The 18,576-nt window shown below is 72.7% G+C and carries 15 protein-coding genes; 10 read left to right on the top strand and 5 right to left on the bottom strand.

The features are described from left to right. Nucleotides 1-915: an ornithine cyclodeaminase family protein gene (locus ACWEN0_RS31390; protein WP_451981644.1), complete on the bottom strand. Its 915-nt coding sequence runs from the start codon at nucleotides 913-915 to the stop codon at nucleotides 1-3. A gap of 44 nt (nucleotides 916-959) precedes the next feature. Here ACWEN0_RS31390 and ACWEN0_RS31385 point away from each other — a divergent pair, with 44 nt between their 5' ends. From ACWEN0_RS31385 to ACWEN0_RS31370, 4 genes are all read left to right on the top strand, one after another. After that, nucleotides 960-1,571 (top strand): pentapeptide repeat-containing protein, encoded by a 612-nt coding sequence (locus ACWEN0_RS31385; RefSeq protein WP_451981641.1) that lies wholly within the window; start codon nucleotides 960-962, stop codon nucleotides 1,569-1,571. A gap of 26 nt (nucleotides 1,572-1,597) precedes the next feature. Continuing rightward, entirely contained in the window at nucleotides 1,598-2,197 is a 600-nt protein-coding gene (locus tag ACWEN0_RS31380) for a sulfite oxidase-like oxidoreductase (protein ID WP_451981638.1), read from the top strand. Beyond that, entirely contained in the window at nucleotides 2,167-2,910 is a 744-nt protein-coding gene (locus ACWEN0_RS31375) for a ferredoxin reductase (protein WP_451981634.1), read from the top strand. Before ACWEN0_RS31380 ends, ACWEN0_RS31375 begins: the two co-directional genes overlap by 31 nt. A gap of 90 nt (nucleotides 2,911-3,000) precedes the next feature. Further along, nucleotides 3,001-5,616: a fibronectin type III domain-containing protein gene (locus tag ACWEN0_RS31370; RefSeq protein WP_451981632.1), complete on the top strand. Its 2,616-nt coding sequence runs from the start codon at nucleotides 3,001-3,003 to the stop codon at nucleotides 5,614-5,616. Between the two features lie 6 nt (nucleotides 5,617-5,622). On the opposite strand, the gene ACWEN0_RS31365 is transcribed toward ACWEN0_RS31370, so the two are convergent. Both ACWEN0_RS31365 and ACWEN0_RS31360 read right to left on the bottom strand, forming a co-directional pair. Continuing rightward, nucleotides 5,623-8,034: a LuxR C-terminal-related transcriptional regulator gene (locus tag ACWEN0_RS31365; RefSeq protein WP_451981629.1), complete on the bottom strand. Its 2,412-nt coding sequence runs from the start codon at nucleotides 8,032-8,034 to the stop codon at nucleotides 5,623-5,625. Beyond that, nucleotides 8,031-9,161: a molecular chaperone DnaK gene (locus tag ACWEN0_RS31360; RefSeq protein WP_451981626.1), complete on the bottom strand. Its 1,131-nt coding sequence runs from the start codon at nucleotides 9,159-9,161 to the stop codon at nucleotides 8,031-8,033. Before ACWEN0_RS31360 ends, ACWEN0_RS31365 begins: the two co-directional genes overlap by 4 nt. 301 nt (nucleotides 9,162-9,462) lie before the next feature. Between ACWEN0_RS31360 and ACWEN0_RS31355 the strand changes: the two genes are divergently transcribed. The 5 genes from ACWEN0_RS31355 to ACWEN0_RS31335 all read left to right on the top strand — a co-directional run bounded on the left by ACWEN0_RS31355 (nucleotide 9,463) and on the right by ACWEN0_RS31335 (nucleotide 15,737). Then, nucleotides 9,463-10,497 carry an IniB N-terminal domain-containing protein gene (locus ACWEN0_RS31355; protein WP_451981623.1) on the top strand — a complete coding sequence of 345 codons (1,035 nt, stop codon included), beginning with the start codon at nucleotides 9,463-9,465 and terminating at the stop codon, nucleotides 10,495-10,497. A gap of 101 nt (nucleotides 10,498-10,598) precedes the next feature. Next, the gene (locus ACWEN0_RS31350; protein ID WP_451981621.1) at nucleotides 10,599-12,383 is read left to right on the top strand and encodes a dynamin family protein; all 1,785 of its coding nucleotides are present in this window, start codon (nucleotides 10,599-10,601) and stop codon (nucleotides 12,381-12,383) included. Beyond that, nucleotides 12,380-13,582 carry a GTPase gene (locus ACWEN0_RS31345; protein WP_451981618.1) on the top strand — a complete coding sequence of 401 codons (1,203 nt, stop codon included), beginning with the start codon at nucleotides 12,380-12,382 and terminating at the stop codon, nucleotides 13,580-13,582. Before ACWEN0_RS31350 ends, ACWEN0_RS31345 begins: the two co-directional genes overlap by 4 nt. 80 nt (nucleotides 13,583-13,662) lie before the next feature. Continuing rightward, complete coding sequence (locus ACWEN0_RS31340) at nucleotides 13,663-15,195, top strand: acyl-CoA synthetase (protein ID WP_451981615.1); 1,533 nt, start codon at nucleotides 13,663-13,665, stop codon at nucleotides 15,193-15,195. Then, entirely contained in the window at nucleotides 15,195-15,737 is a 543-nt protein-coding gene (locus tag ACWEN0_RS31335) for a TetR/AcrR family transcriptional regulator (protein ID WP_451981612.1), read from the top strand. Before ACWEN0_RS31340 ends, ACWEN0_RS31335 begins: the two co-directional genes overlap by 1 nt. A gap of 4 nt (nucleotides 15,738-15,741) precedes the next feature. Here the strand turns inward: ACWEN0_RS31335 and ACWEN0_RS31330 are convergent, their stop codons facing one another. After that, nucleotides 15,742-16,134 carry a TIGR03618 family F420-dependent PPOX class oxidoreductase gene (locus tag ACWEN0_RS31330; RefSeq protein WP_451981609.1) on the bottom strand — a complete coding sequence of 131 codons (393 nt, stop codon included), beginning with the start codon at nucleotides 16,132-16,134 and terminating at the stop codon, nucleotides 15,742-15,744. A 163-nt stretch (nucleotides 16,135-16,297) separates the two neighbouring features. Between ACWEN0_RS31330 and ACWEN0_RS31325 the strand changes: the two genes are divergently transcribed. Beyond that, nucleotides 16,298-17,503, top strand: a complete 1,206-nt coding sequence (locus ACWEN0_RS31325) for a glycosyl hydrolase family 8 (protein WP_451981606.1) — start codon at nucleotides 16,298-16,300, stop codon at nucleotides 17,501-17,503. On the opposite strand, the gene ACWEN0_RS31320 is transcribed toward ACWEN0_RS31325, so the two are convergent. After that, the gene (locus tag ACWEN0_RS31320) at nucleotides 17,500-18,486 is read right to left on the bottom strand and encodes a Gfo/Idh/MocA family protein (protein WP_451981603.1); all 987 of its coding nucleotides are present in this window, start codon (nucleotides 18,484-18,486) and stop codon (nucleotides 17,500-17,502) included. The genes ACWEN0_RS31325 and ACWEN0_RS31320 overlap by 4 nt on opposite strands. Nucleotides 18,487-18,576: the final 90 nt, after the last annotated feature.

The raw sequence follows: 18,576 nt of genomic DNA, 5'->3' as shown, positions 1-18,576 counted from the left end.
CTAGGTCCGCGCGGCACCGGCCACGGAAGCGCCGAGCAACCGCGCAATGGCCCAATCCTGCACGGCCAGCCCGACGGACTTGAAAACCGTCCGTCCGCTCACGACCGGAGGTGTCCGCAACGCATCACCGAGTTCGACCAACGAAGACCGCTCCACCAACCCCCTCTCGACTGCGTGGATCACTTCCCCCGCCTCCTCGAGAACGGCGCCGACCTGATCCACCACCAAACACCCCGCCTCCGCGAGCAACTCGGCAGGCAGTTCCCGCATGGAGGGCAGATACGACCCGATCGCATTGACGTGCACCCGAGCGGGCAGGTCGTCCGCGGCGAACAAGGGAGTCGAAGATGAAGTAGCGCAACAAACGATCTCCGCGTCGGACACGGCGTCGGCTGCGGATTCGGCGGCCCGCACCGTGATCCCCGGGAATTCGGCTCTCAGACGGGAAACGAACGCGGTCAAGCGCGGCCGGTCGCGTCCGGACACCGCCACCTGGCTCAGCGGGCGCACCGCTGCCACGGCACGGACTTGGTCCGCGGCCTGGGCGCCGGTGCCCAGGAGCGCCAAGCGGCTCGCGGACGGTGGCGCCAGCAGGTCCGTCGCGACGCCCGAAGCCGCGCCGGTCCGGAGCGTGGTCACCTCGGTCGCGTCGGCTATCACCTGGCCGGCCGCCGTGTTCCAGACCAGCGTTCCGATGATCATCGGGGTGCGGCCGGCGGCCAGGCTGAGCGTCTTCACCACCGTTGTGGACGTCGGTGTGTGGCAGGCGCTCATCACCAGCGTCGTGCCGCCCCCGAAGGACAACCGTTGCGGCACCACGAAAAGGCCGGCGGCGAGGTCGAGGAACGCCTCCCGTACGGCGTCGACGGCGGCGGCCATCGGCACGGCCGCGCGGACGGCGTCGGCGTCGAGCATGTGCGGGCCCTTCGGAGTCGGACACTTCCCGCTAGCCTGACGGGGTGTCCGATGCCACGCAAGATCCGCCCGTCGAGCAACGGCGGTTCGTCCGCGACGACTGGTACGGGGAGGGCATCGCCGGGCGGCACTACGTGCGATGCGAGTTCCAGGAGGTCGACTTCTCCGAGGCCCACACCGTGAACTCGGTCTTCACCGACTGCGTGTTCGGCAACGTGCGCTTCAACGCGTCCCGGCACACGGACTCGGCGTTCACCGGCTGCGCCTTCAAGCGGTGCAACTTCTTCGACGCCGAGTTCGCCGGGTGCAAGCTCGTCGGCGCGACGTTCGGCGAGTGCGAGCTGCGCCCGTTGCGCGTCACCGGTGGCGACTGGTCGTTCGCCGGGCTGGCGGGCGCCGACCTGCGGTCCGTCGCCTTCCAGGGGGTGCGGATGCGCGAGGCCGACCTCACCGGGGCGAACTGCGCCGACGCCGTGTTCACCGATGTCGACCTGTCGGCGGCGATGCTGCACGGCGTCAAGCTGCCCCGCGCCGACCTGCGGGGCAGTGACCTCTCGGCGCTCGACCCGGTGAACGCCGAGCTGACCGGGGCGATCGTGTCACCCGAACAGGCTGCGGTGCTCGTCACGTCGCTCGGGCTGCGCGTCCGGGCGTAGGCTCGCTTCGACCGGAAGGAGGCCGCATGGGCGTCGTGACACCGGGGTTCCGCGGCCGGGCCCGCAGCGGCAACCCGCGCCTGCCACCCGGCCAGTACCTCGCCGAGGACTTCCCCGTGCTGTCGGCGGGCCCGACCCCGCGCGTGCGCACCGAAACGTGGGAGTTCGCGGTCACCACCGAGACCGGCGAGAAGCACACCTGGAGCTGGGCCGAGCTGATGGCCCTGCCCAGCGAGAAGCCGACGGTGGACATCCACTGCGTCACCCAGTGGTCCAAACTGGACACCCGCTGGTGCGGCGTCTCGGTGGACACCCTGGTCGGTGGCCTCGACACCGCCGCCGACTACGTCATGGTGCACTCCTACGGCGGCTACACCACGAACCTGCCGCTCGCCGACCTGCTCGACGGCCAGGCGTGGATCGCCTACGAATACGGCGGCAAGCCGCTCACCCCCGAGCACGGCGGCCCGGCGCGGCTGCTCGTGCCGCACCTGTACTTCTGGAAGTCCGCGAAGTGGGTTCGCGGCCTGGAGCTGAAGACCCGGGACGAGCCCGGCTTCTGGGAGAACGTCGGCTACCACGACTACGGGGATCCATGGCGCGAACAGCGGTATCAGGGCGACTAGCCTGGCGGGTCGCCCGCCTGGCCGAATTCCGCGACGAGACGCCGACGGCCCGGACGCTCGTCTTCGACATCCCCGGCTGGCCGGGACACCTGGCGGGGCAGCACGTCGACGTCCGGCTCACCGCGGCCGACGGCTACCGCGCGCAGCGCAGCTACTCCCTCGCCGCACCCGCCGACGGCGATCGGGTTGAGCTCACCGTCCAGCGCGTCGCCGACGGTGAGGTGTCCGAGCACCTCACCGGCCCGTACGCGATCGGCGATCCCGTCGAGATCCGCGGCCCGGTCGGCGGTTGGTTCGTCTGGCGCCCGGCGGACCCCGCGCCGGTCCTGCTCGTCGCGGGCGGCTCGGGCATCGTGCCGCTGATGGCGATGGTCCGGGCGCGCCGCGCGGCCGGCGTCCGGACGCCGTTCAAGCTCATCTACTCGCTGCGCACCCCCGCCGAGCTGTACTACGCCGACGAGCTGCGCACGCCGGTCGCGGGCCTGGACGTCACGTACGTCTACACGCGCGAGCTGCCCGAAGGCCGCTCGGGCATTCCGCGCCGCATCGACGTCGCGACGCTCAACACCGCGGGCTGGCCGGCCGAGTTCGGTGCCGAGTGCTTCGTCTGCGGTCCGACGGGCTTCGTCGAGACGGTGGCGGACATCCTGGTCGCCCTCGGCCACGACCCGCACCGCATCCGCACGGAACGCTTCGGCCCGAGCCGCGACTGATCGGACATCCATCCGATGAATAGGTGACAACCTGCTCCGTTGAGCGGGAAGCTGTCGACATCGTCGTCGAGAGATCCTATGTTTCGTCCCATGCTGACCAAGTGGGGCTCGAAGCGGCGCGCGGCGGCCGTTCTCCTGGCGGTGGGCGCGCTGCTCGCCACGACCGGCTCGGTGGCCTCGGCGGACCCGGACGCCGCGAGCCGCGACGTCTACGTCTCGCTCGGCGGTTCCGACCACGCTCCCGGCACCGCGCGTCAGCCCGTGCGGACGCTGGACAAGGCCCGCGACCTCGTGCGGCAGCGGGCGCCGCACCTCACGCGGGACCTCACCGTCCACCTCGCGGCCGGCGTCTTCCGGTTGGGGCAGCCGCTGCGCCTCGACGCCCGGGACTCCGGCGGCAACGGGCACCGCGTCATCTGGCAGGGCAGCGGCGACACCGAGCTGAACGGCGGCGTGCGCGTCACCGGGTGGCGGCCGGTCGCGGGCCGCCCCGGGCTGTTCGCCGCCGCCGCGCCCGCCGGGCTGGACAACACCCGGCAGCTGTACGTCGACGGCGTCCGCGAACAGCGGGCCCGCGGGCCGGTGCCGGTGACCGTCAAGGCCACCGCCACCGGGTACACCGCGAGCGCGGACACCCTGGCGCACTGGCGCAATCCGCGGGACATCGAGTTCGTCTACACCGCGGGCGAAGCCCTCTGGAACATCCAGCGCGACGGCCTCGGCCAGTGGACCGAGCCGCGCTGCCCGCTGGCCGCGGCCGAGGGCACGACGATCACGATGGCCCAGCCGTGCTGGGACAACTCGACGAAACGCGTGCTGTTCCCCGACATCCCCGGCCGCAGCGTGAACATGGTCGGCCCGGCCGACCTCACCAACGGCCGGCACCCGACCTACGCGGAAAACGCCTTCGAGCTGCTCGACACCCCGGGCGAGTGGTACCTCGACCGGGCCGCGCACGTCGTCTACTACCTGCCGGAGCCGGGCCAGGACCTGCGCCGCGCCGACGTCGAGGTGCCGGTGCTGGAGAAGCTCGTCGACGCGCGGGGGATCCACGACGTCGCTTTCCGCGGGCTGCGCTACTCGTACGCGACGTGGCTGACACCGTCTTCGCCGGAAGGGTTCTCCGAGATCCAGGCGGGTTACACGATCACCGGCGCGAACGGCTGGGCCACCCAAGGGCTCTGCCAGTTCGTGCCCGGCGGCACCTGCCCGTACGCGTCGTGGACGCGTGAGCCCGCGAACGTCTCCGTGTCGCACGGGCAGCGCGTCGAGTTCAGCGACAGCGTGTTCGCCCACCTCGGCGGCGCCGGGCTCGACCTCGTCGACGGGACCAAGGAGTCCCAGGTCCGCGGCGACGTCTTCACCGACATCTCCGGCAACGGCGTGCAGGTCGGTGGCGTCGACAAACCGACGACGGACACGGACGCGGACGTCGTGCGCGACGTCGCGGTGACCGACAACCACCTCTACGGCCTGCCGCGCGAATTCCATGGCGGCGTGGCGATCGTCAACGGCTACACCGTGCGGAACACGATCTCCCACAACCAGATCGACCACGTCGGCTATTCGGCGATCTCGGTCGGCTGGGGCGGCTGGCCGGACAAGATCCAGAAGCCGGCCACGCCGAACCTGTCGCACGACAACGCGGTCTCGGACAACCTGATCTCCGACTACATGCTGATGCTCGACGACGGCGGCGGCGTCTACACCCAGGGCATCACGGGCAGTTCGCTGGACGACGGCGAGAAGGTCACCGGCAACGTGATCCACGACCAGTGGGGGCTGGGCAAGGGCGTCTACACCGACAACGGCAACACGTACGAGACGATCCGCGGCAACGTGCTGTACCGCATGGCGTACGCGAACGTCGGCACGGTGCACGTCGACTACCGCGACGGCCTCGGCAACAACGACCCGACCCTCACCGAGGACAACTACTGGGAACAGGGCGATCGCGACAAGGTCGACAAGGGCGCGATCACCCGCGGCAACAAGCTCCTGGGTGACCCGGCCGACGCCCCGGCGTCGATCGTCGCGAACGCGGGCCTCGAACCGGCCTACCGCGGCCTCCTCACGCGCCAGGTCGGCGGCCGGGCGCCGGCCGAGGCGCCGTCGCGGGTCGGCACGTTCGCCGTCTCCGGGAAGCTTTACGCGACGTGGAACCCGACGTTCGCGTTCAACAACGCACCCGTGACGGACTACGTGGTGACGGCCACGGGTGGCGGCGAGACGAAGTCGGCGACGATCTCGGCGGCCGATTTCGCGAAGCGCGCATACGCGGAGTTGCCCGGCCTGACGGACGGAACGGCGTACACGGTGACCGTCGCGTCCCGAAACGCTTACGGCACCAGCGAACCGTCTCTGGCCGCGGCGCCGGTGACGCCGGGTCCGAAGCCGGGAGCACTGCCGGGGGTCCCGACGAGCGCGCGGGCCCTGCCGAGCGCGACGGCGGCCTCGATCCGCTGGAACCCGCCGGCGGCCACCGGCGACACCCCGGTCCTGGGCTACACGATCACGGTGTCCGACGGTCGCACGATCACGGTCCAGGGCCGCGACGCCCTGGTGACCCAACCGACGATCAAGGGCATGACGAGGGTGGTGAACGACCTGAAGCCGGCGACGACGTACACGTTCACGGTGGCGGCTTTGACGGCGACGGGAACGGGCCCGGCGGCGACGTTCACCGCGACGACGGCGGCCGCCTGACGGGACTCAGGGGGCGTCGGGTCGCGAAAGCAGCTCTCGCAGTGTCGCGAGCAGCTCGCGGCGGTCCGACGCTCCCAGCTTCCCGCGGATCCGGGCCATGTGGTGCTCCACGGTCTTCCCGGAGATGAACAGCTTCGACCCGGCCTGCTTGTACGTCAGCCCGTCGACCACCAGCCGTGCGACCTCGAGCTCCCGCTCGCTCAACGCCGCCAGCCCCGTCCCGGCCGCCGCCGGTTCCGAGGTGCCCGGGTCGCGGCGGGCCGCCGTGCCCTGGAACTGGCGGGCCGCCTCCAGGAGCTGGACCATCGCCTTGCGGTCGGACGTGCGGATCGCCGCCTGGCCGGCCAGGCGGGACGCGTCCCAGCGGAGGCCCAGGTCGTGCAGTTCCGCCGCCGCCTCGGCGATCGAGTCCGGGGCGAACGAGCCGCCCAGCACCGACAGCCAGCCCTGGGCCGCCGTGGCCAGCGCGCTCGGGTAGCGGCCGCAGTGGGCGTGCGTGGTCAACGTCGCCAGGTGGGCCTTCGCCGCGTCCGCGTCCTCCAGCGTGATCGCCGCGTGCAGCTCGTGCCAGACCAGCGAAACCGTCCACAGTGGAGGCTCGCCGAGGCGGGCCAGCAGGCTGTGGGCACGTTCGAGCTGGCCCGAAAGCTTGGCGTACGCGCCGGTGCGGGCCGCCGCGATCGCCAGCTCGCCCAGGGGCAGCAGCGAAAACAGGTCCGTCTGCTGCCGCATCGACGCCTGGTACGCGCGGTTCCACGACCGCTGCAGCCCGACCAGGTCGCTCGCCCGCCGGGCCAGCCCCAGCTCCAGCGTCGCGAAGAACAGCTCGTCGCGGGCCTCCAGCTCGCGCCCCGCCACGGCGTCGTGGTGCTCTGCCGCCGTCGCGAGGTCGCCCGCCGTCATCGCGACCCAGCCCAGCAGGAGCCGGTGGCGCACCGACAGCAGTTCGCCGCCGATGCCGCCGTCCAGCGCCCTCGTCAGCACCGACTCCGCCAGCGCCAGTTCGCCGGTGTGCAGGGCGGAGAGCGCGGCCAGCGCCGCCGGGCTGTCCGGCAGCAGCGTGCCGCCCAGGGCCGGCTCCAGCATCGCCGCCGCGCCCAGCAGGGTCGACAACGTCTCCGGCGCGCAGCCGACCACGGAATCCGTGATGCCGCGGGCCATCCGGGTCGCCGCGCCGGCGAACAGCGTCGGGGCGACGCCGGGCGAGGGGGAGTCGAGGAGCCGCCGGGCGCCGTCGACGTCGCCGGTGCCGAGCAACGCGATGGCCGCGAACGCGTCGGCGCCCGCCCAGTCGGCGGCGGGGGAGCTCTCGGCCGTGCGGGACGCCCAGTGGTACAGCTCGGCGCTGCGGGCCAGCTCACCCCGGTGCGCCAGCACGGTCGCCGCGATCGCCGCGCCCGCGGCGCGGGTTTCCGGGTCGGCCGCGCCGAGCATCCCGTCGCCCAGGCGCAACGCCAGGTCGAGGTCGCCGGACAACGCCGCCGCCCGGGCCCAGCCCGTCGTCACGGCGGACGAGCGGTCGCCCGCTTCGGCCGCCGCCTCGAACAGCCGGGTCGCCAGCCGTGCGTCGACCGGCAGGGCCTCGGCCGCCGCCGCGGCGAACGCGGCCGCCGCGGACGCGCCGGAGCTGCCGGTGCCCAGCAGCGAACGCGCGAGGTCGAGCACCGGGAGGCCGTTGGCCAGCTGCAGTTCCACCAGCCGCTGCACGGTCGTCAGCCGCCGCGCGGGTGGCCCGTAGTCGCGGACGGCGACCTCGGCCAGCGGCAGCAGCGTGTCGTCCGGGCCGAGCAGGCCGGTCGCGCGGGCGGCGTCGACGATCCCGGGCAGCTGCTCGGGGCCGCGGTCCAGCAGCGCGCACAGCAGGTCGAGGTTGCGCCCCGCGCCGGCTTCGGCCGCGATCAGGTAGCGCAGGACGTCGTCGTCGAGCTCGTCGAGCTCCGGCCGGAACTCCTCCAGCCGGCCGAGCAGTTCCCGCTCGGCCAGCCGCGGCACGCCGCCGCTGCGCGCGTGCAGGTCGGCCGCGGCCGCCGGGTCGGCCGGCTTGCCGCTCACGGTCTCGATCAGGCGCGCGATGTCTTCGACACCGAGCGGGCCGAGCTGCAGCAGCGTCCAGCCGGACGCCACCGCGGCCGGCCGGTGCGCGACGACGATCGGGCCGTCCGCACCGGTGAGCAGCTCCTCGAGCTGGTCGGGGCCGAGGCGGTCGGCGTCGTCGACGAGCAGGGCGTCGACGCCGGCCTCGCGGTAGCAGCGGTCGAGCGCGGCGAGCAGCACGCTCTTGCCGTACCCGCCGGGCGCGACGACGGCGAGCCGCAACGGGGCCGCCGGGGCGGCGGCGACCTGGTCGAGCAGCTGCCGCACCGCGGGGTGCACGGGGACGGCACGAAGCGGGGGAACCTGCGTGAGCACAGTGTTCAACAGTGACCTTCACCGGAGGGGGCGCCGGGGGTGGCGCAGTGACTCGGGGCGGGGGACGGGTCGGGGCCGGCGGTGGCTTCGCGGGCGGTAACGGTGATCACCACGGCCGAGATGGCCGCGGCGAGCACGAGGACGGCGGCGGCGAGGGGGCGTCGCCGCCGGAACAGGTTCATCGGGCCGGCGCGCTCGGGCAGTTCGAACGGCGTGATGTCGACCGGCGGCCGGGGCGGCCGCTCGCCGAGGTCACCGAGCGTGTCCACCTGGGGGAGCAGGGTGGTCTCGACGGCCGGTGGTGCCAGCGGGCTGCTCCGGTTGTCCGCGCGCAGCGTCCCGATGGCGGCCGCGCCGAGCGCGGCGGTCGCCGGCGGAACCGGTCCCGTGAACACCGGGCACGGTGGCCGGGCCGGCAGCGCGTGCGGCGGGACGTCGCCGCAGAACACCACGCCGGCGAGGCCCTTGGGGGACGTCGACGCCGCGCCGGCGAGGGCGAACAGCGTGCTGAGCGCGGCGGCCGGGGCCACGCCTTCCGCGCTCGAGGCCGGCTGCCAGCCGCTCGCGCCGGTGGCCGTGGCCAGCGTGACGTGCACGCCGTCGGCGCCGAACTCGCACACCCCGGCGGCGGTCGCGCCGGGACCGGGGACGGGCAGGTGCGCGCCGAGCGCGGCGATCGACCCGGGAACCAGCGTGACCGCGGCGAACCCGGCGTCGGCCAGCGCGCGCCGCAGCAGGTCACGCCGGTAGGCGCCCCAGTCGCCGGGGTGGGTCACGACCAGGTGAGCAGGGGGGCCGCCGGTCACGTTCGCGGCGTGCTCGGCGATGCCTTCGACGAGCACTGTGGTGAGCGTCTCCGGCGGGAACGCCTCGCCTTCGACGAGCATCGGCACGTCGTCGCCGATCCGCCGGTGGAAGCCGGTGAGCAGCCGGGAGGGGACCCGGGTGCCCGCCTGCGCGGCCGCGTCCCCGGTGAGCAGGTAACCCTCGTCGTCGAGGAACAGCGCGGACGCGGCGGCCGGGGTCCGCTCGCCCAGCCACAGGGGTTCGGGCTCGCCCCAGCCGGGGCCGTGCCGGCGGCAGGTCGCGGCGTGGGTCCGCCCCTGGGCCACATCGATCCCGAGGACGTAGGGCACCGGCGCTTCCTCCTCACCTCGTGGGGCCGAACAGGGGTACGAAATCCCCCTAGGGCTCGGGGCATCCTCACCCAAACGGGTTAGTCAGGCAAGGGCTTGGCGGGATTTAACCCAACTGCGTGCGTCTCGGATGAGCCCCTAACTCCCTAACGATGACATATCGATCCCCTATCGGCTGACCGGCCCGCGACTCGGAGTGATCCCCGATGTGCGTGGGGGGTCGGTCTCCCTAACTTGATCACGGAGCACCGGTCGTAGCGGCCGATGCTGTCCCCGATCCACCGGACCAGGAGAAATCCCCATGGACTCCGTGCAGACGTTGCACGACTTCGCCCTCAACCTGCTCAACGACCCGACCGCGCTCGCGGCCTTCGGGACGGACCCGCAGGGCGCCCTCGCTGCCGCCGGTCTCGGCGACGTCAGCGCCGCCGACGTGCACGAGGTCATCCCGCTGGTGCTCGACTACGTGCCGGTCGACAGCCTCCCGGCCGTCGGCGCCCTCCCCGCCGTCGGTGGCCTGTCCCCGGTCGGCACCGACGCCCCCGGCATCCAGGGCGCGATCGACCAGCTCACCGCCCTCACCTCGGGCCTCAGCCTGCCGGCGACCCCGGAGCTGCCGGGTGTCGGCGACCTCGGCGTCGGCTCGCTGCCGGGCGTGGGCGACCTGCCCGGCGTCGGCTCCCTGCCCGTCGGTGCCCTGCCGGGTGTGGGTGACGTCACCAACGCCGCCAGCGCGACCGCGCTCGCCGGCAACGTGACCAGCGCCGTCCTCGGTGGCGACCTGGCGAACGGCCTCGACTCGGCCGCGCTGACGAACCTGACCGCCGCCCCGGCGTACCTCACCGACGCCAACCAGATCGCCCAGCTGACGACGCTGGCCGAGCAGCCGGTCGTCGGCGGCGTGGGCACCGCGCACACCGTCGGCACCGAGGTGCTGAGCACCGTTTCCGGCCCGGCCAACGAGGTCGCGGCGCACACCGGTGACCTGACCGGCGCCGTGTCCGGTGTCGTCGACACCGCGACCCACGTCGGTGACTTCTCCGGCATCCTCCAGGGCGCCGGCGACCTCGGCTCCGCGAAGTCCTCGGGTGGCGAGCACCACGGCGGCCACGGCCACGGCCCGCTGGGCGAGGTCACCAACGTCGTGTCGAACGCCACGGGCATCAGCGTCGACCACAACGTCGCGGGCGCCGTCGGCGACATCGCCAGCGGCAACGGCACCGCCGTCCACGACGTGGTGTCCGGCGTCACCGATGTCAGCCACAACGCGCTGGGCAACCTGCACATCGGCGACATCGCTTCGCCGCACGACAACGACATCCACATCGGGCACTGATCCCCGAACCGGTCACCGGTGCCCGTTCCGCGGTCTGGGTGCAGCCGCGGAACGGGCACCCGGTGTGCGCACCCGGAGCAAACCGGGGACACTCGTCCCCCGTGACCGCACCGGCTTGGCTCGAAGTGCTCAACGAGACGCTGGACGCGTGCCGCACCCACGGCCGCGCCGATCTCGCCGAGCGCCTCCGCAGACGCCGTGACGCCCCCGCCGGCCAGATCCGGCTCGGCGTCCTCGGCTTCCCCAAACAGGGCAAGGGATACCTGCTCAACGCCGTCCTGAACGCGCCCGTGTGCGCGGTCGGCGACGCCGCGACCCCCGAAGTCCCCACCGAAATCGGCTACGCCGCCGAACCCGCCGCCACCCTGGTCGGCCGCTCCCGCGAACGGATCCCCGTCGCGGTCGACCGGCTCACCGGCGAGCTCGGCAACCGGCCGCCCGGCACGCTCAGCCGCGTCGAGGTCGGCGTGCCCCGGGAGCTCCTTTCGGCCGGGCTCGTCCTCGTGGACACCCCGCCGGTCGGCGACCCGCGCTCGCCGCGCACGGCCGCGGCGCTCGACCTGCTCGCCGAGGCGGACGCCGTGATCCTCGTCTCCGACGCGACCGCGCCGCTCAGCGCGGCCGAGCTCGCGCTGGCCCGGCACGTCCGCACCTGGTGCCCGCACGTCCTGCTGGCGCTGACCAAGATCGACGCTTCGCCCGGCTGGCGCGCGGTCGCCGAACGCAACCGCGGGATGCTCGCCGAGGCCGGGATCGACGCGCCCGTGCTGCCCGTTTCGGCCGTGGTCCGCCAAGCCGCGGCGAAGGCGGGTGACGCGGATCTCAACGCCCGGTCCGGGTTCCCGGATCTGCTCACCTGGATCGCCGAGCAGGCCGCGCGTCCGCCGGAGCAGTCCCGCGCGCTGCTCGCCGCCGTCGGGATCCGTGCCGCCGCGGCGGAGCTCGTCGAGTCGCTCCGCGACCGCATCGACACCGCGGCCCAGGACGCCGGGCTCGGCCAGGCGGCGCAGCTGCAGCGCGCGCAACGCCGGGCCGACGACCTGCGGCGGCAGAACACCCGGTGGCAGAACCTGCTTTCCGACGAGATCACCGACCTGATGGGCGACGTCGAGTACGACCTGCGCGAGCGGACCCGCAAGATCGTGAACACGATCGACCAGACCTTCGACGAGGGCGACCCGGCGAAGGTGTGGGACGAGTTCGCGCCGTGGCTGGACGGCGCGCTCGCCGACGCGGTCGAAACGAACTACGCGTGGCTGACCGAGCGGGCGCAGTGGACCGCGCAGGCGGTCGCGGCGTGCTTCGGCGCCCAGTACGACCGCGCCCTGCCCGAACTGCCCCTCGACGGCTCGGGTGTCGAATCCCTCGACGACGTCCGGCGGCCCAAGATCGAGAAGTTCAAGATCGGCCAGCAGGCCTTCACCGGGCTGCGCGGCTCGTACGGTGGCGTGCTGATGTTCGGCCTGGTCACCAGCCTGCCCTGGCTGGGCCTGCCGCTGATCAACCCGGTTTCGATCAGTGCCGGCGCGGCGTTCGCGGTGAAGACGATCCGCGACGAGGGCGGGATGCGGCTGCAGCGGCGGCAGGCGGTCGCCAAGATGGCGGCGCAGCGGCACGTCGACGACGTCTTCCTGCGCTTCAGCAAGGAAAGCCGGGACGCGATCCGCGTGGTGCAGCGCCGGCTGCGTGACCACTTCACCGCGCTGGCCGAGGATCTCGCGGACGAGCTGACGCGCGAACGCGAGACGATCATGGCCGGCACGGCGGAGCGGGAGCGGCGCACCGGGCACATCCGCCGGGAGATCGACCGCCTGGCCGCCCTGCACCAGCGCGCGGGCGAGCTCGGCACGATCGCCGGGCGGCAGCGGCGGGAGCTTTCGGCGTGACACAGGACGTTCGCGACCTGCTGCACGCCGCGGCCGGGCTCTACCGCGACGACCCGCGTGCTTCGGCGCTCCTGCAGGACTGCCTGCACCGGCTCGAGCAGCCGCTGCGCGTCGCCTTCACGGGGGCGCCGTCGTCGGGGAAGACGACGCTCGCCGCGGCGCTGGGGGAGTGGCCGACGCGGGCGCTGCGCGACCTCGTCCTGCTGGACGACCCCGGCCCGGCCGATGACTTCCCGGACGCGACCGTGCGGCTGGTGCGCCACCTCGAACCGGACGAGCTCGCGGCGGCGCACCCGCCGGGTGGCTCGCCGTTCGCGAAGCAGAGCGCGGTCAACTCGGTGCTCGTGCTGTCGCGGGCCGACGAGGTCGGCGCGGGCCGGATCGACGCGTTGCTCAACGCGAAGCAGCTGGCGCGCCGGGCGTGGCGGGAAGACCCGCTGTGCACGGGGTTCCTGGGGGTCATCGCCGTGGCGGGGCAGCTCGCGTACGGCGGGCGGTCGTTGCGCGACGACGAGTTCGACCTCCTGGCGGCGTTCGCCGCGGTGCCGCGCGAAGAGCTGGAACGGCACGTGCTGTCGGTGGATTCGTTCACCGACCCGGCGTTCCCCGGACCGATCACCGTGGACACCCGGCGCTCGCTGGTGGTGCGCTTCGGGATGTTCGGCGTCCGGCTCGCGCTGACGCTGATCCGTACCGGCTGCGACGACCGCGTCAAGCTGTCGGCGGAACTGGTCCGCCGCAGCGGTCTCGGCGAGCTGCGGGACACCCTCGCGGGGTGTTTCGTCGCGCGGGCCGAGGCGTTGAAGGCCCGCACGGCGATCATCCGGCTCGAGGCCCTGCTGGCGGCGCAGCCCCGCCCGGGCGGCGACCGGCTGGTGTCCCGGGTGGAGCGGTTCGCGGCCGCGGCGCACGACTTCCGGGAGCTGCGCCTGATCGCGGACATCACCGGTGGCCGCACGGCGCTCTCGGGCGAGCCCGCGGAGGAGGCGATCCGGCTGCTGGGTGCCCAGGGCACGGCCCCGGCCGACCGCCTCGGCCTGGACCCGGACGCGGACCCGGGCGACATCTACGACGCGGGCCTGGACGCGCTGCGGCGCTGGCGCCACGAGGCGGAACGGCCGGACCGCCCGCACGCGGAGCGCGCGGCAGCGCACGTCGTCGTGCGCTCGGCCGAAGGTCTGCTTGCCCTGTTCGCCTGAGTCACCCGGTTGACGGACGGGCGACCGCGACGCACCATAGACCGGTCTATGGTCCAGCGCCGGTCCGAAAGGGAACGCCCATGCCCGAAGACGTCCGCCCCCGCGTCCGGCTGTTCGGCGACCTCCTGGCGCACTGGGCGCGTGAACGCCCCGGCGACACCGCGCTGATCTTCGGCGACCGGTCCTGGACCTGGACCGAGTTCGACGAGCGGGTCCGCAGGCTTTCGGGCGCGCTCGCCGCCGCGGGCGTGGGCAAGGGCGACCGCGTCGCGTTCGTCGACAAGAACCACCCCGCGTGCCTGGAGACGACCTTCGCGGCGGGCGGGATCGGCGCGGCCAACGCGGTCGTTAACTGGCGGCTCTCCGGCGACGAACTCGCCTACGTCCTCGACGATTCGGGCGCGAAGGTCGTGTTCGCCGGCAGCGAATGCCTGCCCGTGCTCGACGCGATCCGCGACCGGCTGCCGGCCCTCGAGCGCGTGGTGGTCCTCGACGAGTACGAGGACTTCCTGGCCGCCGGCGAGCCCTACCGGGCGCCGGACCTCGACGAGGACGACGGCGTCCTGATCATGTACACCAGCGGCACCACCGGGTTCCCGAAGGGCGCGGTGCTGACGCACCACAGCGTGCTTTCCCACGGCATGGCCGCGGGCACCGCGTTCCCGATCGGGCCGGGCGACGTCAACCTCGTCGCGATGCCGCTGTTCCACGTCGGCGGCAGCTGCTACGCGGTTTCCGGGTTCCTCTACGGCGAACCGTCCTACCTGACGCGCGAGCCGGACGCGGCTTCGCTGTTCGCCGCGCTGCAGGCGGGGATCACGCACGCCTTCCTGGTGCCCGCCGTGGTCGCCGGGATCGCGCAGGCCGGTGAGGCCGCGCTCAAGGCGTTCTCCCGCCTGAAGTACCTCTGCTACGGCGCGTCGCCGATGCCGCTTCCCCTGCTGCGCACGGTACTGGCGGCCTGGCCGGACGTCCGGTTCGCGCAGGTCTACGGCATGACCGAGCTGTCCGGCGCGGTCACCGCGCTCGACCCGGAAGCCCACCGCGACGCCTCGCGTCCGGAACGGCTGGCGTCCGCGGGCACCGCACTGTCCGGTGTGGACATCCGGATCGTCGACCTGGTCACGCGCGAGGACACCGAGGTCGGCGAGGTCTGGATCCGCACCGAACAGCGGATGGCGGGCTACCTCGGCAACCCCGAAGCCACCGCGGAGACCATAGTGGACGGCTGGGTGCGCACCGGCGACGTCGGCACCCTCGACGACGGCGGTTTCCTGTTCCTCCAGGACCGCGTCAAGGACATGATCATCACCGGGGGCGAGAACGTCTACTCGCCGGAGGTCGAGCGGGTGGTCGCCGAGTTCCCCGGGGTCACCGAGGTGGCCGTGATCGGCGTACCGGACGACCGCTGGGGCGAACAGGTCAAGGCCGTCGTCGCCGGTGAACAGCTCGACGCCGACAAGATCGTCGAGTTCTGCCGGGAGCGCCTGGCCCACTACAAGTGCCCGCGCAGCGTCGACGTGGTGCAGGCGTTGCCGCGCAACGCGACCGGCAAGATCCTCAAGCGTTCGCTGCGCGAGCCGTACTGGCGGGACCGGGACCGGAACGTCTGATGCCCCCGGTCACGCGGCGGGCGTACTTCGAGGCCGCGCTGGACGTGCTGGCGGAGCACGGGTTCACCGAGCTCAACGTCGGCCGGCTCTGCCGCGCCCTCGGCGTCACGAGCGGGTCGTTCTACCACCACTTCGGGGGCTGGCCCGGGTTCGTCGACCAGCTCCTGGAGCACTGGGAGAACCGGCAGGTGCTCATCCTGCGCGAGCGGAACTTCGGCACGGGCGGCCCGTCGGCGGACTTCGCCGCGCTGATGGACCTGACACTCGGGCTGCCGCACCAGGCCGAGGCGGCGATCCGGGCGTGGGCGGCGAACGACGAAACCGTGCGGGCCGCCCAGAAGCGCGTCGACTCGGCGCGGCTGCGGACGGTCGGCAAGGCGGTGAAGGGCATCGTCGGCGACGGCGACCTCGCGCGGACCCTGACGTCCCTGGGCATGGCGATGCTGGTCGGCCACCAGCAGCTGGCGTCGGCGGGGGAGCACAGCGAGCTGGCGACGCTGCTGGCCGAATACACGCGGCTGGTGCACTCCCGCGCCTCGTGAGGGGTCAGGCGTTGCCGAGGATCCGGGCGATGGTGATCTCCAGGACCACCCGCTGCGGGTTCGGCTTGGGCCGGCGGTAGCGCGCGGCGTAGCGGGTTTCCGCGTCCCGCACCGACTCCGGGTCGTCGCGCAGGACGACCCGGCCCTCCAAAGTGGACCACGTGCGGCCGTCGACCTGGCAGACCGCGGCCGGGAGACCGTCGGCGCCCGCCTTGCGGGCCAGCCGGGCCTTCACCGAGCCGTCGCGCGTGATGACCCGGGCGATCCCGGTCTCGAAGTCGACGGTCACCCCGACCGCGACGACGTGCGGGGTGCCGTCCGGCCGGACCGTCGTCAGGGTGGCCAGGTGCCGTTCGGTCCAGAAGGCGCGGAAGTCCGCGCCGCGGTCGATCTCCATGCGGCTCACGCTAGTCCGTCCGGGCGGCGGTGCAGGGGTGAAACCACTCACGGTAATTGTAAGGAAAGTTTCTTAACAGTCTTGACCTCGTCTTGAACTTTCTGTCACGCTCGGGTTCGCCGTCGTCGCCGCAGCCCACGATGTCTGTCTTTACGGAGGACCGATGAAGAGAATCGTCCGGGCGGTGGTGGCTTCGGCCGCGCTCGCCGCCGGGCTGCTGAGCGTGCCGGCGACCGCGTCCGCGGCCGGAACGCCCTACGTGCCGGGAACCCTGCGCCCGTCCGTCTCGCAAGCGGCGCAGGACCAGGCCCTCCAGAAGTACTACGACTTCTGGAAGAAGAACTTCCTCACCACCAAGTGCGGCAGCGGCACCTACGCCGTGCTGTCCAAGGACGCCGACCACGCCTTCGTCGCCGAGGGCGAGGGTTACGGCATGACGATCTCGGCGATGATGGCCGACAAGGACCCGCAGGCCCGTGCGATCGTCGACGGGATCCTCAAGTTCGTCAAGGCGCACCCGTCGGTCAACGACAAGGACCTGCACGCGGCCGAGCAGGACTCGAACTGCAAGAGCGTCAACGGCAGCGACTCCGCCACCGACGGCGACCTCGAAATCGCCTACGGCCTGCTGGTCGCGGACAAGAAGTGGGGCAGCACGGGCTCGGTGAACTACAAGGCCGAAGCCGTCCGGATCATCACCGCGATCAAGAAGTCCGAGGTCAACGGCAGCACGAAGTTCACCCTGCTCGGCGACTGGGGCAACGACGCGGAGTACGAGAACAGCTCGCGGTCCTCGGACTGGATGCCGGGCCACCTGCGCGCCTTCGCCGCGGCGACCGGCGACGGCTTCTGGGACCAGGTCCGGACCCGCTCGGAGACGGCGGTGAGCCGGCTGCAGTCGTCGTACGCGCCGAACACGGGCCTGCTGCCGGACTTCGTGGTCACCACGAATTCGACGCCGAAGCCGGCGCCGTCGAACTTCCTCGAGGGCCCGAACGACGGCAAGTACAGCTGGAACGCCTGCCGTGACCCGTGGCGCCTGGGCGCGGACGCGATCTCGTTCTCCGGCAGCGCCGCGGCCGCGCAGGTCCGCAAGATGAACACCTGGATCAAGTCCGCGACGGGCGGCGACCCGGCGAAGATCCAGGGCGGTTACTCGCTGTCGGGCTCGAAGACCGAAAGCGGCCGGCACCCGTGCTTCACCGCCCCGTTCGCGGTGGCGGCGATGACGGACCCGGGCAGCCAGGCCTGGCTGGACAAGCTGTGGACGGCGGTCTCGACGTGGTCCCCGGACGCGACGGACTACTACGGAACGGGCATCACGGTCCAGGTCCTGCTCATCCTGAGCGGCAACTACGTGGCCGCCTAGGACGGCTCTCGCGGCGGCAGTCCCGCGGCGCGGTAGATCTCGTCGATCACGGTCATCGTCTCGACCGCGTCGGCCGCCGAGGTCTTGACCGGCTCGCCGCGCAGGACGGCCGCCGCGAACGCGTCCAGCTGGTAGGAGTACGACGCGCGGCGCGGGAAACGCTCCGCGCGGCGGGCGCCGTCCACCTCGACGCGCACGCGGTGGAACGCCTGCGGGGCCACCGGGTTCACGATCCGGATCGAGCCGCGCGAGCCGACCACCTTGGCGCTGATCTTCAGCAGCGTCGACGACCACATCGAGCACTCGATCCGCCCGGTGTGGCCCGACGGGAACCGCAGCTCGGCCGTCATCGCGCGGTCGACTCGCGGGTCTCGCAGCTTCGCCGTGGCCGCGACCACCGAAGGCGTCTCGCCGCCGCCGAAGGTGCGTGCCATGTGGACCGCGTAGCAGCCCGCGTCCATCGTCGCGCCGCCCGCGAGTTCGTAGTTGTAGCGGATGTCGGAGAACATCGGCAGCGGGAAGCACAACGCCGTCTCGACGCGCTGCAGCGTGCCCAGCTCGCCCGAGGCCACGATTTCCTCCACCCGCAGGGCCAACGGGTGGTAGCGGTAGTGGAACGCCTCCATCACGACGCGGTCGGACGCCGCCGCGAGGTCGGCGATCTCGCGTGCTTCGGCCGCGTTCGCCGTGAACGGCTTCTCGCACAGGACGTGCTTGCCGGCCGCCAGGGCCGCCCGCGTCCAGCGGCCGTGCAGGCCGTTGGGGAGCGGGTTGTAGACGGCGTCGACTTCCGGGTCTTCGAGCAGGGCTTCGTAGCCGGCGTGGACGCGGGGGATGCGATACCGGGTCGCAAACGCTTGCGCCCGGTCGAGCGCGCGGGCCGCGACCGCGACGACCTCGACCTCGGCGTTCGAAGAAGCGGGCTTGACCAGGGCAGCGGGGGCGATGCGAGCCGCCCCGAGGATGCCGATCCGCAGGCTCATGCGCGCAAGCTAGCACCGAACAAGATTTCAACAGCCAGTTGACCTCTTCAACAACGAGTTGTACCGTTCCGGCCAGCCGAACAGTGGAGG

The sequence above is a fragment of the Amycolatopsis sp. NPDC004378 genome (assembly GCF_053602455.1).
The sequence above is the reverse complement of the archived record's forward strand: the minus strand, read 5'-3'. Positions and strand labels throughout refer to the sequence as shown.

Coding starts and splice junctions, on each gene's coding strand:
- ACWEN0_RS31390 (WP_451981644.1), bottom strand. CDS start 915: ATGCTCGACGCCGACGCCGTCCGCGCGGCCGTGCCGATGGCCGCCGCC.
- ACWEN0_RS31380 (WP_451981638.1), top strand. CDS start 1,598: ATGGGCGTCGTGACACCGGGGTTCCGCGGCCGGGCCCGCAGCGGCAAC.
- ACWEN0_RS31375 (WP_451981634.1), top strand. CDS start 2,167: ATGGCGCGAACAGCGGTATCAGGGCGACTAGCCTGGCGGGTCGCCCGC.
- ACWEN0_RS31370 (WP_451981632.1), top strand. CDS start 3,001: ATGCTGACCAAGTGGGGCTCGAAGCGGCGCGCGGCGGCCGTTCTCCTG.
- ACWEN0_RS31355 (WP_451981623.1), top strand. CDS start 9,463: ATGGACTCCGTGCAGACGTTGCACGACTTCGCCCTCAACCTGCTCAAC.
- ACWEN0_RS31340 (WP_451981615.1), top strand. CDS start 13,663: ATGCCCGAAGACGTCCGCCCCCGCGTCCGGCTGTTCGGCGACCTCCTG.
- ACWEN0_RS31335 (WP_451981612.1), top strand. CDS start 15,195: ATGCCCCCGGTCACGCGGCGGGCGTACTTCGAGGCCGCGCTGGACGTG.
- ACWEN0_RS31330 (WP_451981609.1), bottom strand. CDS start 16,134: ATGGAGATCGACCGCGGCGCGGACTTCCGCGCCTTCTGGACCGAACGG.
- ACWEN0_RS31325 (WP_451981606.1), top strand. CDS start 16,298: ATGAAGAGAATCGTCCGGGCGGTGGTGGCTTCGGCCGCGCTCGCCGCC.
- ACWEN0_RS31320 (WP_451981603.1), bottom strand. CDS start 18,486: ATGAGCCTGCGGATCGGCATCCTCGGGGCGGCTCGCATCGCCCCCGCT.